Origin of the sequence: Psychromarinibacter sp. S121, from assembly GCF_049801035.1 — a bacterium.
GTDB lineage: Bacteria > Pseudomonadota > Alphaproteobacteria > Rhodobacterales > Rhodobacteraceae > Psychromarinibacter.
On record NZ_JBNAGE010000002.1, the window covers coordinates 1,023,804 to 1,040,872 of the forward strand.

Below are 17,069 nucleotides of genomic sequence, written 5' to 3' on the forward strand. Positions count from 1 at the left end.
CGGCGGGGGCGGTGCTGGGCTGGTGCGTCTGATCCATCTCAGGCCTCCCGCCGCTCGAAGTCGATCCGCGGGTCGACGAAGACATACATCAGGTCCGAGATGATGCCGATCACCAGCGACATCAGCCCGAACACGAAGAGCGTGCCGAAGATCACCGGATAGTCGCGGGCGACCGCCGCCTCGAAGCCCAGGCGGCCCAGACCGTCCAGCGAGAAGATCGTCTCGATGATGATCGACCCCGAGAAGAACACGCCGATGAACACCGCCGGGAAGCCTGCGATCACGATCAGCATCGCGTTGCGGAACACGTGGCCGTACAGCACGCGGCGCTCGGACAGGCCCTTGGCGCGGGCGGTCATCACGTACTGCTTCTTGATCTCGTCGAGGAACGAGTTCTTGGTCAGCAGCGTCAGCGTCGCGAAACTGGAGATCAGCGAGGCGATGACCGGCAGGGTGATGTGCCAGAAGTAGTCGGCGATCTTGCCGATCAGCGTCAGCTGGTCCCAGTTGTCCGAGGTCAGTCCCCTGAGCGGGAAGATTTTCCAGTACGACCCACCCGCGAACAGCACCAGCAGCAGGATCGCGAACAGGAACCCCGGGATCGCGTAGCCCACGATGATTGCCGACGAGGTCCAGGTGTCGAACGAGGTTCCGTCCTTCACCGCCTTGCGGATGCCCAGCGGGATAGAGATCAGGTAGGCGATCAGCGTCGACCACAGCCCGAGAGAGATCGAGACCGGCATCTTTTCGATGATCAGGTCGACCACGCTGATGGATCGGAAATAGCTCTCGCCGAAGTCGAAATGCAGATAGTTCCACATCATCGTCAGGAACCGTTCAAGCGGCGGCTTGTCGAAGCCGAATTCGCGCTCGAGTTCCTCGATGAACTCTGGCGGCAGCCCGCGCGCGCCGAGATAGCGGTCACCGGCGCCGCCGCCACCGCCGGCGGCGTTCGTGGCGGCTTCGTTGCCGCCGCCCGAGATCGACTCGAACACGTCGCCCGTGCCTTCCATGTTGGCGATGATCTGTTCGATCGGGCCGCCGGGCACAAACTGGGTCAGAACGAAGTTCACGATCATGATCCCCAGTAGGGTAGGGATCACCAGCAGGAATCTGCGAAGAATATAGGCTCCCAAGGGGAGAAGCTCCTTACTTCACTGCGCCGGCAGAACGAAGGTCGGCCGCGGCGTCCTCGTCGTACCACCAGAAGCTCAGGTACCCAAGCGCCAGCGGCGGCAGGTCTTCGGGGTGACGGTACATGTCGTAGTAGGCGACGGTGTTCACGTTCTTGAACCACTGCGGCACCCAGAAGCCCTTGGCGCGCAGGACGCGGTCCAGCGCGTGGGTCGCGGTGGCCAGCTCGTCCAGCGTCGGGGCATCGACAACGATCTCGATCAGCCGGTCGACGGCTTCATCCTGCAGGCCCATCAGGTTGCGCGAGCTGTCTTCTGCCGTGTCCGAGCCGTACCACTGGTACAGGCCGATGCCCGGCTCGAACCCCATCGAGAAGGTGTGGTTGACCAAGTCGTAGTCGCTGCTGCGGCGGCGGTCGACATATTGCGAGATGTCGACGCGTTCCAGCTTGGCGTCGATCCCGATCGAGCGGAGGTTCTGGATGTAGGGGTTGATGATACGGTCGAAGGTCGGGCTGTAGGACAGCACGGTCAGCGTCAGGGGCTGGCCGTCCTTGGTGCGGAAGCCGCCGCTGCCGGCCGTCCAGCCCGCCTCTTCCAGAAGGTTGGCGGCTTCGCGGCGCACGCGGCGGCCCGGAAGGTTCTCGGACGCCTCGTTGACCGGCGCCATCACGGCTTCGTCGGTAAGGATCGACGCGTCAAGCAGTCCCTCGTCCACCAGCGGTTGAAGCAGCGCGACCTCGGCCTCGGTCGGGGTGCCGGTGGCTTCTAGTGGCGAGTTCTCCCAGAACGAATTCACCCGTTCGTACAGCCCGTAGAACAGCGTGTCGTTCGACCATTCGAAGTTGAACATCATGCGAACCGCTGCGCGGACCTTCGGATCCTGCCACTTCGGGTCGCGAAGGTTGAAGACGAAAGACTGGCCCGAGCCGATGTTGCCGTCCGGCAGTTCTGCGGTCTTCACCCAGCCCTTCTGTACGGCGGGAAAGTTGTAGCCGGTCGCCCAGTCCTTCGACGAGTTCTCGATCCGGAAGGTGTATTCGCCTGCCTTGAATGCCTCGAACGCGGCAGAGCTGTCGGCGTAATACTCGACGCGGATCGTCTCGAAATTGTTCTGGCCGATGTTCAGGGGGTGGTCGGCGCCCCAGAAGTTCTCGTCGTAGCGATAGATGATCTGGCGGCCGACATCGAAGCTGTCGACCTTGTAGGCGCCGGTCGCCATGAAGGGTTCAAGCGTGCTTTCGTCCAGCCGTGCGCCGGTTTCCTCGAACCACGCCTTCGAGAAGGCGTTGGTGCCGCCAGCGATTCCGATGACGTCACGGCGGGGGGCTTCGTCCGTGAAGGTGAATTTCACGCGGTACTCGTCCAGCACCTCGACGCTTTCGATATAGCTTTTCACCACGTTCACGTATTCGGTGATGCCCTGTTCCATGAACAGTTCGAACGTGAACTTGATGTCCTCGGCGGTCATCGTGGTGCCGTCCCAGAACTTCACGTCGTCGCGCAGGTTGAAGATCACCCAGTCGCGGCTTTCGGGATATTCCAGCGTCTCGCACAGATAGCAGTACAGGCCATAGGGATCGTCCGCCGTGGCGGCCAGCATGTCCTCGTACATCAGTTCGGTCAGCGCCGCCGATACGCCCTTGCGGGTGTAGTTGTTGAAGCTGTCGAAGTTGCCCGATGCCCATTCGCTGATCTCGCCGCCCTTGGGTGCGACCGGATTGACATAGTCGAGATGGGAGAAGCCCTCGGGGTATTTCAGTTCGCCGAAGTTCGACACCCCGTGTGCGACGATGACCTCTTCGTCGGTCTCCTGCGCATGGGCGGTGGCGGCGAGGGCGGCCAGCGCGGCGGGCAGGGCGATCCGGCGGATCATGGTTGCGGTTCGGGGCATGTCGGGCTCCTTCCAAGGGACAGGCGGGTGCTTTGCACCAGGTACAGCCTAGCGTGTCTGTCGGGCGTGTCTTGCGCGAATTTTAAGAAAAATATCCTAATAGCAAGTTGCAGTCCGTCAAACGCGCGTGATCCGGCCGTTACACATGCAAAAGGGCCGCCCTTTGGGGGGCGGCCCTTGGCAAAACTGCTTGATCGGCGGGCGATCAGTCGTCGAGGCTGTCCAGCCACGCGATCAGGTTGGCGCGGTCCTCGACATCGTCCATGCCGCCGTAGGTCATCTTGGTGCCCGGCGCAGCGCCGCGCGGGTCTTCCAGGAAGTGGCTCAGGTTCTCGGGGGTCCAGGTCTCGCCGATCTGCTCCAGCGCGCCGGAGTAGGCATAGCCATCGACCGTGTCGATGCCGCGGCCAACCACGCCGTACAGCGTCGGGCCGGTGCCGTTCGCGCCGGGCTCGACCTTGTGGCAGGCCTGGCAGGGGCGGAACAGGCGCTCGCCCGCGGCGGCGTCGGCGGCGGCATAAACCTCGGCGAAGTCCACTTCGGGCTCGGGCTCGGCGGCGCTGTCGCTGTCCTCGACCTCGATCGTGTAGGCTTGGTGATGCTCGTCGCCGTGACCGGATTCGCCGACGTGGTACAGGGTCTCGCCAACCCAGCCGCCAAGAAGGAAGATCAGGAACGTGCCGCAGAAGCCGCCCACGACCTTGGTTACCGTCATTGTGTCGAACATATCGCGCCTAGCTCCGTCCAGATTCCGGCGCTATCTATCCGGTTCCCTTCCTCCGGTTCAAGGGATATGAGGCGCGACCAAACGACCTTTTCGGCATTTTTGGCGGACCTTACACGAAATGAGCGGACGTATCGCATTCCAAGGGGAGCCCGGCGCCTATTCTCATCAGGCCTGCCGAGACGCGCGACCGGACATGGAGGCGCTGCCCTGCCACACGTTTGAAGACGTGATTTCAGCCGTGAATACGGGCGCTGCGGACCTTGCGATGCTGCCAGTCGAGAACACGACCTATGGCCGCGTGGCCGACATCCACCGGCTGCTGCCGGAAAGCGGGCTGCACATCGTCGACGAAGCCTTCGTGCGGGTTCACATCTCGCTGATGGCGCTGCCGGGCGTGCCGATCGAGGATATCGAGAAGGTCCGCGCCCATCTGGTGCTCATCCCGCAATGCGCCGCGTTCCTGTCGGAATACGGAATCAAGGGCGAGGCCGCAGCCGACAGCGCCGGCGCGGCCGAGGAACTGTCGAAGGCCGGTCTGCGGACCGAGGGCGTGCTGGCCTCGGATCTCGCGGCAGAGATCTACGGGCTGAACATCCTTGCCCGACACATCGAGGACCACGCGCACAACACGACCCGGTTCCTGATCATGTCGCCGAAGCCCGAGCACGACCGCCGGGACGACCGCATGATGACGACCTTCGTGTTTCGCGTGCGGAACATTCCCGCCGCGCTGTACAAGGCGATGGGCGGCTTCGCGACGAATGGCGTCAACATGACCAAGCTGGAAAGCTACATGGTCGACGGCTCGTTCACCGCGACGCAGTTCTACGCCGACATTCAGGGGCACCCGGACGACCCGCACGTCGCCCGCGCGCTGGAAGAGCTGGAATACTTCACCTCGTACCTGAAGATCCTCGGCACCTACCCGGCGGACCCCGCGCGCGGCTAAGGCTACGGCCGGTTCCGGTCGCGCCGTCCGCCCAGCAGCCCACAGCTTTTCAGGTCGCGGCCGGCGGCCCGTGCGGCGGTCATCGCGATCAGCCGTAGGTCCATCGCGACCGAGCGGCGCCTGCGGTAGATCAAATCCAGTTCGGCTTTGCGGGGGACGCAGCGGCGGGAATAGACCGCGTCGGTTTCTTGAGCGGTCTCGCAGTCGGCCAGCAGCCTTTCCTCGTGCCGGTGATAGTACAGCGTCGCCAGTCCGGTGATGCCGGGCCGGCATTGCAGCACTTCGACGTACAACTCCGGGAAGCGCTGGACATACAGGCGCAGTGGCGGGCGGGGGCCGACAAAGCTGATGTCGCCGCGCAGCACGTTCCAAAGCTGCGGGATCTCGTCCATCCGTGTCCGCCGCAGGAACCGACCGTGCTTCGTCAGCCGCGCGGCCTTGTCGCCACCCGAGACGCCGCTGTCGGTGTCGACCACGGTCATCGTACGGAATTTCCAAAGCTGGAACGGCTCGGACGCGGTCTTCATCCGTTCCGAAACATAAAATACCGGCCTGCCGTCGCGGACGAGGATCAGCAGCGCGATCACCAGAGCCACGGGCGCAAGCACCACCGACAACAGCAGCGCAAGGATCAGGTCGAGCGCGCGCTTGCCGGGGGTCATGCCGCAGCCTCTGCTTCCGCCAGCCCGGCAAGCAGGGCGGGTGCCGGGCGGTCGGGAAGGGGGACCATCGCCTTCAGGCGCGACAGGTCCATCGAAACCTCGCGCAGCGCGGTCTCTGGCGCGGGCCGGGTGTCATAGCCCGCGTCCGCCGCATCCATCAGGGCCGCCATCTCGACCGGCGGATCGGCGGCGAGGTTCAGCACCGGCGGCAGGTCCGACTGACGGACCAGCGCCACCAGCACCTCTGCCAGCAGCGTGGGGTCGATATACGAACGGGCGGGCGTCGCCCCGTCGGCGAACCGGTCCAGCGTGATCGCCCGTCCGGCCGCGATGTTGCGAAACAGCGCGTCCGCGCCAGCGACGTTGCCCAGCCGCAGCGCGGTCACCGCGACGTCGCTTGCCGCTTCTGCGGCGCGCCGCTCCATGTCCAGCTTCGACGCGCCGTAGGCGGTGGCCGGGGCGCAGGGGCCGTCCTCTGCGTGGCCAGCGCCGGGGCCGTAGACGGCCATCGACGAGAACAGGAACACCCGCTGGCAGCCCGCCCGCCGCGCCGCCTCGATCACCGCCAGCGCGACTTCGGCGTTCAGGTCGAAGCTGTCCGCTCCCGGTGTCGCGCCCGCGAGGCATAGAACCGCATCCTGCCCGCATAGCGCGGGCGCCAGAGCCGCCGGGCCGTCCATCAACGTCCACGTTACATCAGCGCCGCTGCGGGCGCACCACGTTACCGGCACATCGCGGAAAGGCCGGCGCAGCAATTGCCCAACCCGGCTGTTTCCTCCCACGACCAGCAATTTGGCGTCCATCGCGTCCTCTTGTCCCGTCACCGGTCTAGCCCCACGGTCCGGGCTCCGCCAGAGCAGGCGCGCGGCGGGGCGGCAGGATGGCCACAGATGTGCACATATCCGCCACGGGTTCGGGCGGTCTCCGGGGGTCGCCTTGACCTCGCACCCGGCGCGCGGCAACCCTGCCCTGCGAGGGAGGTTCAATTTCGGCCCGAAGCGCATTCGCGCACAGGCAGCTCCTTCAAGGGGGGATTTCCATGAGCCGCAACCTGATCGCCATTCTGCGCGGCATCACACCCGACGATGCGGTGGCCACCGCCGCCGCGCTGATCGAGGCGGGGATCGACCGGATCGAGGTTCCGCTGAACTCTCCGCGCCCCTTCGACAGCATCGAGGCGATGGTCGATGTCCACGGTGACGCCGCTCTGATCGGCGCGGGCACCGTGCTGACCCCGGAAGATGTTGCGCGCGTGCATTCCGTTGGCGGGAAGCTGATCGTTTCGCCGAATTGCGACGAGGCGGTGATCCGCACGACGGTCGATGCGGGCATGCAAAGCTATCCCGGCGTATTCAGCGCCACCGAGTGCTTCAACGCGCTGAAATGGGGCGCGACCGGGCTGAAGATCTTCCCGGCGGCCCAAATGGGACCCGCCGGCCTTAAGGCGCTGCGCGCCGTGCTGCCGGACGGCACGCAGGTCTACGCGGTGGGCGGTGTCGGTCCGACCGACTTTGCCGCGTGGCATGCGGCGGGGATCGACGGCTTCGGCATCGGCTCTTCGCTGTACAAGCCCGGCAACCCGGTCGAGGTCACCGCCGCCAACGCGGCAGAGACCGTTGCCGCATATGACGAGGTGTGGGTATGAGCGACGTTTACGACAACCGCCGTTGCGAGCTGGGCGAGGGGCCGCTGTGGCACCCGGAGCGCCAGCAGCTGTTCTGGTTCGACATCCTGTCGAACCAGCTTCTGACCCAGCGCGACGGCGCGCCGTGGCGCTGGCAGTTCGACGAGATCGTCACCGCCGCGGGCTGGATCGACCGCGACCGCCTGCTGATCGCCAGCGAGACGCGGCTGTTCACCTTCGACCTCGAAACCGGTGACGAAACCTATGTCTGCGGGCTGGAAACCGAAGACGAGACGACCCGCTCGAACGACGGCCGCGCCGACCGGCAGGGCGGGTTCTGGATCGGCACGATGGGAAAGCAGGCGGAAGACGGCAAGGGCGCGATCTATCGCTGGTACGATGGCGAGCTTCGCAAGATCGTCTCGGACATCACCATCCCCAACGCGATCTGCTTCACCCCGGACGGCGCCGCCGCCTACTACGCCTGTTCCCGCGCCGGGATCGTGTGGCGCGAGGCGCTTGACGCGGATGGCTGGCCCGCGGGAGAGAAAGAGGTCTTTCTCGACTTCACCGGCGAGGACTTCGCCCCCGACGGCGCGGTTACCGACGTCGAGGGCAACTTCTGGAATGCCCAGTGGGGCGGCTACCGCGTCGCGGTCTACGACCCTTCGGGCGCGTTCATCGAGGCGCACGAGATCCCGGCGGCGCACACGTCCTGCCCCGCCTTCGGTGGCCCGGACCTGTCGACGGTCTACGTCACCACCGCGCTCGAGAACCTGCCGCCCGAAGAGGCCGCGCGGTCCGAGAACGGAATGACCTATCAATTCGCTTCCGGCGCCCGCGGGCTGCCAGAGCCGCGCGTGGAGATCTGAGTATGGCGGTGGAAACTTTTGGCACGACGCAGGACGGCGAGACCGTTTACCGGCTTCTGCTGGGCAACGGGCCGCTGTCGGTCGCCGTGCTGACCTACGGGGCGAACCTGCAGGACGTGCGGCTGGAGGGCGTGGCGCATTCGCTGACTGTCGGCAGCCCGGAACTGGCCGCCTACGAAGGCAAGATGGCAAGCTGCGGCGGCCTGATGGGCCCGGTGGTGAACCGCATCGCCGGCGGCACCGCCGAGATCGACGGCACCCGCTTCGAGTTCACCAAGAACTTCGGGGGCCGGCACACCATCCACGGCGGCGACGCTGCGTTTCACCGGCGCGTCTGGGAGATCGTGGAAGAAGGTCCATCGCACGCGGTTCTCCGGGTGAAGGCGCCGGACGGCGAGGCTGGCTTTCCCGGCAACCGCGTTGTGACTGCCCGGTTCGATGTGCTGGAAGACGCCACGCTGCGCCTGACGGTCGATGCCGAAACCGACGCTCCGACGCTGATGAACCTTGCCAACCACAGCTATTGGCGGATGGATGACGCGCCCACGGTGAAAGGGCAGGTGCTGACGCTTGCCGCCGATCACGTGCTGCCGCGCGACGAGGACATGATCGTGACCGGAGAGATCCTTCCGGTCGACGGCACCCGATTTGACTATCGCGAGGGCCGCGCGCTGGAGGCCGGGGCCGAGGGGCTGATCGACAACAGCTTCTGCCTGTCCCGCGCGCGCGTCGCTCTGCGGCCGGTGGCGTCTTTGCAAGGCCAAAGCGGCGTGCGGATGGAGATGTCCACCACCGAGCCGGGTGTGCAGGTGTTCGACGGCCATATCCTCGAGCTGCCGCAATACGCAGGCAACGACGGCCCTTCGCCTGTCGCCTATTGCGGCGTCGCGCTGGAAGCGCAGTTCTGGCCGGGCGCCACCGCTCATCCGGAGTTCCCCAGCTTCGTGCTGCGTCCCGGAGACGACTGGCAACAAGTGACCGAGTGGCGGTTTGCGCGGTAGGCCAAAGCCGGGGGCTCTGCCCCCGGACCCCCGGGATATTTCCGGTCCGAAGAAGCTGAGGAGGGCATGCCGGTGAAAGGAAGTGTCGAGGTGCGGCAGGCGATCATCGACGCCTGTCTCGAGATGAACAGCAGCGGGCTGAACCAGGGCACGTCGGGCAACATCTCGGTGCGCGAGGGCGACGGGATCCTGATCACGCCCTCCGGCCAGCCCTATGCGAGGATGAAACCCGAAGACATCGTCTGGCTGGGCTTCGACGGCAGCCGAGAAGGCGCGCTGAAGCCCTCGACCGAGTTCCGGTTTCACCTCGACATCCTGCGCGCCAAGCCCGAGATGAACGCGGTGGTGCATGCGCATCCGACCGCCTGCACGACGCTGGCGATCATGGAAAAGGGCATCCCGCCGCTGCACTACATGGTGGCGGTCGCCGGCGGGCACGACATTCGCTGCGCGCCCTACGCGACCTTCGGAACCGCAGAGTTGTCGGAACTTGCCGTCGCGGCGCTGGAAGACCGGGCGGCGTGCCTTCTGGCGCATCACGGCAGCATCGCCTGCGGCAACTCGCTGGACAAGGCGATGTGGCTGGCGGTGGAGGTCGAAGCGCTGGCCAAGCAGTACCTCGGCTGCCTGCCCTTCGGCGAACCGCCGTTGCTGAGCGTCGAGGAAATCGACCGGGTGCTGGAGAAAGTAAAAGGCTACGGCCTGCAGAAGTGAGCCCTGGTCCGCCTTTGGCGGCAAAAGGTCCGGGGGACCTTTTGAGGGGCGAACGGGCGGAGCCCCCCCGGTCCGCGCTATCGGCGATGCGTCCGCCTAGCCCTCGTCGCGTTCCGGCAGGCCGAGATACTTCGTCAGAAGCCGCTTCAACTGCCCGATCTCGCGCGGCGTCAGTCCATTCGGCCGCTCCGCGTCATGCGCCAGCAGCCGTGGCAGCGTGCGGCCGACCACAGCCTCGCCCTCTGGGGTCAATGACAGATGGATCGCACGGCGGTCCGCCGGGTCTGACTGGCGCTCGACCCAGCCGGAGGACTCGAACCCTTTCAGAAGCTTCGTCATGTAGGCCAGCTTGATCACCAGCATCTCGGCGACCTCGCCATGCCGGATGCCCGGGTTCTCGTGGATCACCGTCAGCACCGACAATTGCGCGGTGCTGAGCCCTTCCAGCGCCTCAAGCTGCTCGTCCATCCGGTAGACATGCGCCTGCGCCATCGACAGCAGAAAGCCGGACATCTCCGTCAGCACGCCAAAGCTTCGCGTTCCGTCGCCGGCCATACCCGTTCCCGCCTCCCGAAATCGTTTCCCCGTGAACTTCTGGTCCGTTGTTGTGACACGGGCGCTTGCGTCGCGGCAAGCCTGATCTGCGCGGGCGGGATGGCGCGGGCTTCGGGATGTGCTATTCGGCAGCCACCGCGCCGCACCGGCGCGCCGGACTTGAGGCGAGGAACGACATGGCCAAGACGATCTACATCCTGAACGGACCCAACCTGAACCTGCTGGGCAAGCGCCAGCCCGAGATCTACGGCCACGACACCCTGGAAGACGTCGAGCGCAACTGCCGCGCCGTGCTGGCCGAAGGCTTCGACCTCAAGCTGATGCAGTCGAACTGGGAGGGCCAGATCGTCGACTGGATCCACGAGGCGCGCGAACAAGCCTGCGGCATCGTCATCAACCCCGCTGCATTGACACATACCTCGGTCGCGGTGCTGGACGCGCTGAACACCTTCGTGGGCCCGGTGATCGAGATCCACATCTCCAACGTCCACAAGCGCGAGAGCTTCCGGCATCACTCTTACGTTTCGATGCGCGCCGACGGCGTCATCGCGGGGCTGGGGATCGAGGGCTACGAGGCCGCCGTCCGCCGCGTCTGCACCCTGGCCGCCTGAGGCCGGCGCGATGACACAGCTGATCACCGGCCACACAAGGATCATCGCTCATCTCGGCGTGCCGACCGAAAGCTTCCGCGCGCCGATGATTTACAACCCGTTCTTCGAGGAACGCGGCGTGGATTGCGTCGTGGTGCCGATGGGCTGCGGGCCTGACGACTTCCCGCAGTTCATGCGCATGGTCGCGCGGCTGACGAATTTCGCAGGCGCTCTGATCACAATGCCGCACAAGGTGCCCGTGGTGGACCTGCTGGACGAGGTCTCGCCCGCGGTCCGGATCTGCGGCGCCTGCAACGCGGTGAAAGCCGACGGCGAAGGCAGGCTGGTCGGCGACATGTTCGACGGCGAGGGCTTCGCGCGCGGTCTCTTGCGGAAGGGGTGCGAGATCGCCGGACGCTCGGCGCTGGTGGTGGGCTCGGGCGGCGTCGGCTCTGCCATCGCCGCGTCGCTGGCCAAGGCGGGTCTGTCCCGGCTGGGGCTTTTCGACGTGAACGGCGCCGCTGCCGAGCGGCTGGCCGGTCGGCTTGGCGAAAGCTACCCGGACGTCGCCGTCTCGACCGGATCGAACGACCCGGACGGCTGGGACATCGTCGTGAATGCAACGCCGCTGGGCATGAAGGCGGGCGACCCGATGCCGATGGACGTCGCGCGCATCGCGCCCGAGACCTTCGTCGGCGAGGTGGTGATGAAGCGCGAAGAGACAGCCTTCCTCGCCGCCGCCCGCGCCCGTGGCTGCGCCACGCAGGTCGGCGCCGACATGCTGTTCGAGCAGATCCCGGCCTATCTCGAATTCTTCGGCCTGCCTTCGACGACGCCGGATGTACTCCGCCGCGTGTCACGGTTAACGTATTAACGAACAAGCCAAGGGAGGAGCGACACAATGGAAATCCCCAAGAACCGGTTCAAGGAGGCGATCCTCGCCGGCAAGCCGCAAGTGGGCATCTGGTGCTCGATCCCCGATCCGGCGATGGCCGAGATGCTGGCCAACACCGGCTACGACTGGATGATGTTCGACACCGAACACTCGCCGATGGATCCCTTGAACGTGCAGCCGATGCTGCAGGCGGCGGCGCCTTATGACGTGTCCTGCGCGGTGCGTCCCACCGGGCTGGACCCGCTGCAGATCAAGAAATTCCTCGATGCCGGCGCCCAGACGGTGATGATCCCCTACATCCAGACACCCGAGGAAGCCGAACTCGCCGTGGCGGCGGTGTCCTATCCGCCCGACGGCATGCGCGGCGTCGCTGGCGTCATGCGCGCCAGCCGCTGGGGTGCCGTGGCCGACTATGGCCGCAAGGCGCGCGACGAGATCTGCCTGATCCTGCAGATCGAGACGAAGGAAGCGGTGGACCGGCTGGAAGAAATCGCCGCCGTCCCCGGCGTGGACGCAATCTTCGTGGGGCCTGCCGACATGGCGGCCTCGCTGGGCTACATCGGGCAGAACGGCCACCCCGAGGTGCGCAAGGCCTGCGCCGATGCGATCCGCCGCATCCGGGCCGCGGGCAAGCCGGCGGGCTTCCTGTCGCCCGACGACTCGCTGCTTGAAGAGATGGTGGACGCAGGCTCGGTCTTCACCGCTGTCGACCTCGACGTGACCATCCTGCGCCGCGGCGCGCTGGCGCGTGCGAAAGCGTGGAAGGACAAGCTCGGCGGGTAGGGGCCTGCCCGGCCTGACGCCGGGGCCTTCTTCTCTTCCAAAAATACCTCGGGGGAGTCGCGAAGCGACGGGGGCGGAGCCCCCATGCGCGCCAGTGCCCGGCAGCCGCGGGGGGTTGGACATTCCCCGCGCCGCCCCCTAGCGTCCGGGCATGAGTTCCGCGTCCCTTCTCGACACCCGTTATTCCTGGACCCGGCTGGCGATCACGCTGGCCGTGGCGTCGATCGGGAATGTCGGCATGTGGGCGGTCATCATGGTGCTGCCCTCGGTCGAGGCCGAGTTCGGCGTATCGCGCGCCGACGCTTCGCTGCCGTGGACGCTGACGATGGTGGGCTATGCGCTGGGCAACCTGTTGCTTGGCCGCGCCATCGACCGGTTCGGAGTCACCCGTGTCCTGCTGATCGCGGCTGTGTCCAATGCCCTGGGATTCACGCTGGCGTCGATGAGCGGCGGCATCCTGATGCTCGCCGCCTGTCAGCTTCTGATCGGCTTCGGTACCGCGGCCAGCTTCGGGCCGCTGATTGCCGATATCTCGCAATGGTTCCTGCGTCGTCGCGGTGTCGCGGTCGGCATCGCGGCAGCGGGAAATTACCTGTCGGGCGCGGTCTGGCCGTGGCTTCTGTCGGACGTGCTGGTGAACCGGGGCTGGACGGCGGTCTATCTGACACTTGCCGTCATCACGCTTGCTTTGATGATCCCCGGCGCCTTGGCGTTGCGCCGCCGGGTGCCGCCCGAGGCGCAGGCCGAGGCCGACGCGGTCTCGCACCTCAATCGCGGGCGGGTCAACCTGTCGCCCGCCGTGCTGCAATGGGCGCTTGTGATCGCCGGGGTCGGCTGCTGTGTCGCGATGTCGATGCCGCAGGTCCATATCGTCGCTCTGTGCACCGATCTTGGCTATGGCCCGGCAGTCGGCACAGAGATGCTGTCGCTGATGCTTTGGGGCGGGGTGGTCTCGCGCTTCGTCTCGGGCCTGCTGGCGGATCGGCTGGGCGGCGTGATGACGCTGCTGGTCGGCTCGACGCTGCAATGCATCGCGTTGTTTCTTTACCTTCCGGCGGGCGGCATGGCGTCGCTTTACGCCGTCTCGCTGGTCTTCGGTCTCAGCCAGGGCGGCATCGTCCCGAGCTATGCGCTGATCGTCCGCGAATACATGCCCGCGCGCGAGGCGGGCGCCCGTGTCGGCCTTGTGATCTTCGCCACCATTCTCGGGATGGCGCTGGGCGGCTGGATGTCGGGCTGGATCTACGACCAGACGGGCAGCTACACGATGGCATTCCTGAACGGCATCGGATGGAACCTTCTGAACCTCGCGATTGTCGGCTACATCTTCTTCACCACGCGGCGGCGGGCGGGGATGGCCCATGCCTGACGCCACGCACCATGTCGCTTTCAGACGCGCCCTGTCGCGTCCCCGCCTGTTAGACCCCACGCGACCCAGACACACCGGAGGCCCAAGATGAACGTGAACCTCACCCCCAATGACCTGTCCCACGTGGTCGCGGCCGACCGCGCCCACGTCTGGCATCACCTGACCCAGCACAAACCGTACGAGACGATCGACCCCCGCGTGATCGTCGAGGGGCGCGGCATGAAGGTCTGGGACGCCACCGGCAAGGAATACATCGACGCCGTCTCTGGCGGCGTCTGGACCGTCAACGTGGGCTACGGCCGCGAGACCATCGCGGACGCGGTGCGCGATCAGCTGGTGAAGATGAACTTCTTCGGCGGCTCGATGGGGTCGGTCCCCGGCGCGCTGTTTGCCGAGAAGCTGCTGGAGAAGATGCCGGGCATGAGCCGCGTCTACTATTCCAACAGCGGCTCCGAGGCGAACGAGAAGGCGTTCAAGATGGTCCGCCAGATTTCGCAGCGCTTCCACGGCGGCAAGAAATGGAAAATCCTGTACCGCGACCGCGATTATCACGGCACCACCATCGCCTGTCTCGGCGCGGGCGGGCAGGACGAACGCGGTGCGCTTTACGGCCCGTTCCCGGATGGCTTCGTGCGGGTGCCGCACTGCCTTGAGTACCGCAAACAGTGGGAGGACCTGTCGGGCGAAGAGTACGGTCGCCGCGCCGCGGACGCCATCGAGGAAGTGATCCTGCGCGAAGGGCCCGACACCGTCGGCGCGATCTGTCTTGAGCCCGTCACCGCCGGCGGCGGCGTCATCGTCCCGCCCGAGGGCTACTGGCCCCGCGTGCAGGAGATCTGCCGCAAGTATGACATCCTGCTGCATATTGACGAGGTCGTCTGCGGGCTGGGCCGCACCGGCACCTGGTTCGGTTACCAGAACTGGGGCGTCGAGCCGGACTTCGTGACGATGGCCAAGGGCGTCGCCTCGGGCTACGCGGCGATCTCCTGCACGGTGACGACCGAGAAGGTCTTCGAGATGTTCAAGGACGATGCCAGCGATCCGCTGTCCTACTTCCGCGACATCTCGACCTTCGGTGGCTGCACCGCCGGTCCGGCGGCGGCGCTGGAAAACATGCGCATCATCGAGGACGAGGGCCTTCTGGAGAACTGTCTTGCCATGGGCGAGCGCCTGATGGGGAACCTCGCCGCGCTGAAAGAGAAGCACGCCGTCGTCGGCGACGTGCGCGGCAAGGGCCTGTTCTGCGGCGCCGAACTGGTGGCCGACCGCGAGACGAAGCAGCCGGTCGAAGAGAAGAAGGCGCAGGCCGTGGTCGCCGCCGCGATGGCGCGGGGCGTCATCATCGGCTGTACCAACCGTTCGCTGCCGGGGATGAACACCACGCTGTGTCTCAGCCCCGCGCTGATCGCCACGCCTGCCGAGATCGACCGGATCACCGACGCCATCGACGGCGCGCTGACCGAGGTTTTCGGCTGACACCGCCTTTCGGCGCCCTTTGGCGGGGCGCCGAACCGGGGTAGCATCCCCTCGCATCAGTCATGAAATGCGAGGGGGCCCCATGACCACGACACTGGTTCACATCACCACCGGCCCAGCCGATCCGAACAAGGCGACGCTTGGCCTGCTGATCGCGCTGACAGCGCAGACCGAAGGGCACGACGTGACCGTCTTCCTTGCGGGCGATGGCGTTCACCTTCTGGCACAGGCGCATCGGGAACTTGAGGGCGAAGGCACCGGCGTCGTGGGCGAGCATCTTGCCCGCCATGGCGCGAAGGGCACGCGGTTCCTTGTGTCCGGCAAATCCGCGAAAGCGCGCGGGTACGGCGACGATTTGCTGGACGGTCTGAACGCCTCTTTCGCGATGCCGGAGAAGCTGGTCGAGGTCGCCGCGGCGGCGGATACCGTGCTGTGTTACTGATCCGCCGTGCCAGGACCTTCCCGTCTGGTGCGGCCCGACTGTTTCATGCGTGATCCATTGCATCGCCCCGGCCTTTTTGCCATGACGCCCGGGCATCAGCGAAAGGCTTCGGGCGATGGATCATTTTCTGTATCGTGACGGTCTCCTCCACGCCGAGGACGTGCCCGTCCCCGAGATCGCGGCAGCGGTGGGAACGCCGTTCTACGTCTATTCGACCGCCACGCTGACCCGGCATTTCAAGCTGTTCGACGACGGGCTGGACGGGGTGCCGCACCTTGTCTGTTACGCTATGAAGGCGAACTCGAACCAAGCTGTCCTGCGGGTGCTGGAACAGCTTGGCGCCGGTGTCGACGTCGTGTCGGGCGGCGAGTATGCCCGCGCCAGAGCCGCCGGTTTCTCGGGCGACCGCATCGTGTTCTCGGGCGTCGGCAAGACGCGCGAAGAGATGCGGCAGGTGCTGGAAGGCGGCGTCCGCCAGATCAATCTTGAAAGCGAGCCCGAGATGCGGCTGCTGTCCGAGGTGGCGGCATCCATGGGCGTCACGGTGCCCGTGACCGTGCGGGTGAACCCGGACGTGGATGCGAAGACGCACGAGAAGATCGCCACCGGCAAGAAAGAGAACAAGTTCGGCATCCCGATCGCCCGTGCGCGCGAGGTCTATGCCGAAGTCGCCGCGCTGCCGGGGCTGGAGGTCGTGGGAATCGACGTGCACATCGGCAGCCAGCTGACCGATCTTCAGCCTTTCCGCGATGCCTACAATCTGGTCGTGTCGCTTACGGAACAGCTTCGCGCCGACGGTCATGCCATTCGCCGCCTCGATCTGGGCGGCGGGCTTGGCATTCCGTACGAGCGGTCGAACGCGGCGCCTCCGTTGCCCACCGATTACTGCGAGATGGTCAAGGACGTCATCGGCCCCACCGGCTGCGAGGTCGAGATCGAGCCGGGCCGGCTTATCGCCGGGAATGCAGGCATCCTCGTCAGCGGCGTGATCTACGTGAAGTCCGGCGAGGGCCGCGATTTTCTTATTCTCGACAGTGCGATGAACGACCTGATCCGGCCTGCGATGTACGGCAGTCATCATGACATCGTGCCGGTGATCGAGCCTGCGGCGGGTGTCGAATACGCGCCCTACGACATCGTTGGACCGGTCTGCGAATCTGGGGATACCTTCGCCAAGCAGCGGCAGATGCCGCCCGTCGCGGCGGGCGATCTGGTCGCCTTCCGGTCCGCCGGGGCCTATGGCGCGGTGATGTCGTCAGAGTACAACACGCGGCCGCTTATCCCCGAAGTGCTGGTGCACGAAGATCAATTTGCCGTCATCCGCCCGCGACCTTCCTTTGACGAAATCATCGCCCGCGATAAGGTGCCTGCATGGTTGTAACG

The 17,069-nt window shown here is 65.9% G+C and carries 18 protein-coding genes; 12 read left to right on the forward strand and 6 right to left on the reverse strand.

What is annotated here, in order from left to right; all coding sequences use genetic code 11:
- Positions 1-38: 38 nt before the first annotated feature.
- From ACP156_RS13450 to ACP156_RS13460, 3 genes are all read right to left on the reverse strand, one after another.
- Complete coding sequence (locus ACP156_RS13450) at positions 39-1,136, reverse strand: microcin C ABC transporter permease YejB (protein ID WP_425051842.1); 1,098 nt, start codon at positions 1,134-1,136, stop codon at positions 39-41.
- 13 nt (positions 1,137-1,149) lie between these two features.
- Positions 1,150-3,027, reverse strand: a complete 1,878-nt coding sequence (locus ACP156_RS13455) for an extracellular solute-binding protein (protein WP_425051843.1) — start codon at positions 3,025-3,027, stop codon at positions 1,150-1,152.
- 205 nt (positions 3,028-3,232) lie between these two features.
- Positions 3,233-3,754, reverse strand: coding sequence for a c-type cytochrome (locus ACP156_RS13460; protein ID WP_425051844.1), 522 nt, complete (start codon positions 3,752-3,754; stop codon positions 3,233-3,235).
- Positions 3,755-3,872: 118 nt separating this feature from the next.
- On the opposite strand from ACP156_RS13460, the gene ACP156_RS13465 reads away from it, so the two are divergent.
- Positions 3,873-4,703 (forward strand): prephenate dehydratase, encoded by an 831-nt coding sequence (locus ACP156_RS13465; protein ID WP_425051845.1) that lies wholly within the window; start codon positions 3,873-3,875, stop codon positions 4,701-4,703.
- Between the two features lie 2 nt (positions 4,704-4,705).
- Here ACP156_RS13465 and ACP156_RS13470 read toward each other — a convergent pair whose 3' ends face one another.
- Both ACP156_RS13470 and ACP156_RS13475 read right to left on the reverse strand, forming a co-directional pair.
- Positions 4,706-5,365: a sugar transferase gene (locus ACP156_RS13470; RefSeq protein WP_425051846.1), complete on the reverse strand. Its 660-nt coding sequence runs from the start codon at positions 5,363-5,365 to the stop codon at positions 4,706-4,708.
- Positions 5,362-6,168, reverse strand: a complete 807-nt coding sequence (locus ACP156_RS13475) for an NAD-dependent epimerase/dehydratase family protein (protein ID WP_425051847.1) — start codon at positions 6,166-6,168, stop codon at positions 5,362-5,364. The genes ACP156_RS13470 and ACP156_RS13475 overlap by 4 nt, the downstream gene beginning before the upstream one ends.
- Before the next feature lie 236 nt (positions 6,169-6,404).
- Between ACP156_RS13475 and ACP156_RS13480 the strand changes: the two genes are divergently transcribed.
- From ACP156_RS13480 to ACP156_RS13495, 4 genes are all read left to right on the forward strand, one after another.
- Complete coding sequence (locus tag ACP156_RS13480; protein ID WP_425051848.1) at positions 6,405-7,010, forward strand: 2-dehydro-3-deoxy-6-phosphogalactonate aldolase; 606 nt, start codon at positions 6,405-6,407, stop codon at positions 7,008-7,010.
- Positions 7,007-7,861: an SMP-30/gluconolactonase/LRE family protein gene (locus ACP156_RS13485; RefSeq protein ID WP_425051849.1), complete on the forward strand. Its 855-nt coding sequence runs from the start codon at positions 7,007-7,009 to the stop codon at positions 7,859-7,861. The genes ACP156_RS13480 and ACP156_RS13485 overlap by 4 nt, the downstream gene beginning before the upstream one ends.
- A 2-nt stretch (positions 7,862-7,863) precedes the next feature.
- Positions 7,864-8,862, forward strand: a complete 999-nt coding sequence (locus ACP156_RS13490; protein ID WP_425051850.1) for an aldose epimerase family protein — start codon at positions 7,864-7,866, stop codon at positions 8,860-8,862.
- A gap of 66 nt (positions 8,863-8,928) precedes the next feature.
- Complete coding sequence (locus ACP156_RS13495) at positions 8,929-9,576, forward strand: class II aldolase/adducin family protein (protein WP_425051851.1); 648 nt, start codon at positions 8,929-8,931, stop codon at positions 9,574-9,576.
- Positions 9,577-9,672: 96 nt separating this feature from the next.
- Here the strand turns inward: ACP156_RS13495 and ACP156_RS13500 are convergent, their stop codons facing one another.
- Positions 9,673-10,131, reverse strand: a complete 459-nt coding sequence (locus ACP156_RS13500) for a MarR family winged helix-turn-helix transcriptional regulator (protein ID WP_425051852.1) — start codon at positions 10,129-10,131, stop codon at positions 9,673-9,675.
- Between the two features lie 176 nt (positions 10,132-10,307).
- On the opposite strand from ACP156_RS13500, the gene aroQ reads away from it, so the two are divergent.
- From aroQ to lysA, 7 genes are all read left to right on the forward strand, one after another.
- On the forward strand, positions 10,308-10,742 hold the full coding sequence (gene aroQ / locus ACP156_RS13505; protein WP_425051853.1) for a type II 3-dehydroquinate dehydratase: 435 nt from the start codon (positions 10,308-10,310) through the stop codon (positions 10,740-10,742).
- 10 nt (positions 10,743-10,752) lie between these two features.
- The gene (locus ACP156_RS13510) at positions 10,753-11,595 is read left to right on the forward strand and encodes a shikimate dehydrogenase family protein (RefSeq protein ID WP_425051854.1); all 843 of its coding nucleotides are present in this window, start codon (positions 10,753-10,755) and stop codon (positions 11,593-11,595) included.
- A 27-nt stretch (positions 11,596-11,622) separates the two neighbouring features.
- On the forward strand, positions 11,623-12,399 hold the full coding sequence (locus tag ACP156_RS13515) for an HpcH/HpaI aldolase family protein (RefSeq protein WP_425051855.1): 777 nt from the start codon (positions 11,623-11,625) through the stop codon (positions 12,397-12,399).
- A gap of 151 nt (positions 12,400-12,550) precedes the next feature.
- Complete coding sequence (locus ACP156_RS13520) at positions 12,551-13,768, forward strand: CynX/NimT family MFS transporter (RefSeq protein WP_425051856.1); 1,218 nt, start codon at positions 12,551-12,553, stop codon at positions 13,766-13,768.
- A gap of 87 nt (positions 13,769-13,855) precedes the next feature.
- Positions 13,856-15,244, forward strand: coding sequence for a hypotaurine--pyruvate aminotransferase Tpa (tpa, locus tag ACP156_RS13525; RefSeq protein ID WP_425051857.1), 1,389 nt, complete (start codon positions 13,856-13,858; stop codon positions 15,242-15,244).
- Between the two features lie 82 nt (positions 15,245-15,326).
- Positions 15,327-15,686, forward strand: a complete 360-nt coding sequence (locus tag ACP156_RS13530) for a DsrE family protein (protein WP_425051858.1) — start codon at positions 15,327-15,329, stop codon at positions 15,684-15,686.
- A 115-nt stretch (positions 15,687-15,801) separates the two neighbouring features.
- Positions 15,802-17,067 (forward strand): diaminopimelate decarboxylase, encoded by a 1,266-nt coding sequence (lysA, locus tag ACP156_RS13535; protein ID WP_425051859.1) that lies wholly within the window; start codon positions 15,802-15,804, stop codon positions 17,065-17,067.
- Positions 17,068-17,069: the final 2 nt, after the last annotated feature.

Coding starts and splice junctions, on each gene's coding strand:
- ACP156_RS13455 (WP_425051843.1), bottom strand. CDS start 3,027: ATGCCCCGAACCGCAACCATGATCCGCCGGATCGCCCTGCCCGCCGCG.
- ACP156_RS13460 (WP_425051844.1), bottom strand. CDS start 3,754: ATGTTCGACACAATGACGGTAACCAAGGTCGTGGGCGGCTTCTGCGGC.
- ACP156_RS13465 (WP_425051845.1), top strand. CDS start 3,873: ATGAGCGGACGTATCGCATTCCAAGGGGAGCCCGGCGCCTATTCTCAT.
- ACP156_RS13470 (WP_425051846.1), bottom strand. CDS start 5,365: ATGACCCCCGGCAAGCGCGCGCTCGACCTGATCCTTGCGCTGCTGTTG.
- ACP156_RS13475 (WP_425051847.1), bottom strand. CDS start 6,168: ATGGACGCCAAATTGCTGGTCGTGGGAGGAAACAGCCGGGTTGGGCAA.
- ACP156_RS13480 (WP_425051848.1), top strand. CDS start 6,405: ATGAGCCGCAACCTGATCGCCATTCTGCGCGGCATCACACCCGACGAT.
- ACP156_RS13485 (WP_425051849.1), top strand. CDS start 7,007: ATGAGCGACGTTTACGACAACCGCCGTTGCGAGCTGGGCGAGGGGCCG.
- ACP156_RS13490 (WP_425051850.1), top strand. CDS start 7,864: ATGGCGGTGGAAACTTTTGGCACGACGCAGGACGGCGAGACCGTTTAC.
- ACP156_RS13495 (WP_425051851.1), top strand. CDS start 8,929: ATGCCGGTGAAAGGAAGTGTCGAGGTGCGGCAGGCGATCATCGACGCC.
- ACP156_RS13500 (WP_425051852.1), bottom strand. CDS start 10,131: ATGGCCGGCGACGGAACGCGAAGCTTTGGCGTGCTGACGGAGATGTCC.
- aroQ (WP_425051853.1), top strand. CDS start 10,308: ATGGCCAAGACGATCTACATCCTGAACGGACCCAACCTGAACCTGCTG.
- ACP156_RS13510 (WP_425051854.1), top strand. CDS start 10,753: ATGACACAGCTGATCACCGGCCACACAAGGATCATCGCTCATCTCGGC.
- ACP156_RS13515 (WP_425051855.1), top strand. CDS start 11,623: ATGGAAATCCCCAAGAACCGGTTCAAGGAGGCGATCCTCGCCGGCAAG.
- ACP156_RS13520 (WP_425051856.1), top strand. CDS start 12,551: ATGAGTTCCGCGTCCCTTCTCGACACCCGTTATTCCTGGACCCGGCTG.
- tpa (WP_425051857.1), top strand. CDS start 13,856: ATGAACGTGAACCTCACCCCCAATGACCTGTCCCACGTGGTCGCGGCC.
- ACP156_RS13530 (WP_425051858.1), top strand. CDS start 15,327: ATGACCACGACACTGGTTCACATCACCACCGGCCCAGCCGATCCGAAC.
- lysA (WP_425051859.1), top strand. CDS start 15,802: ATGGATCATTTTCTGTATCGTGACGGTCTCCTCCACGCCGAGGACGTG.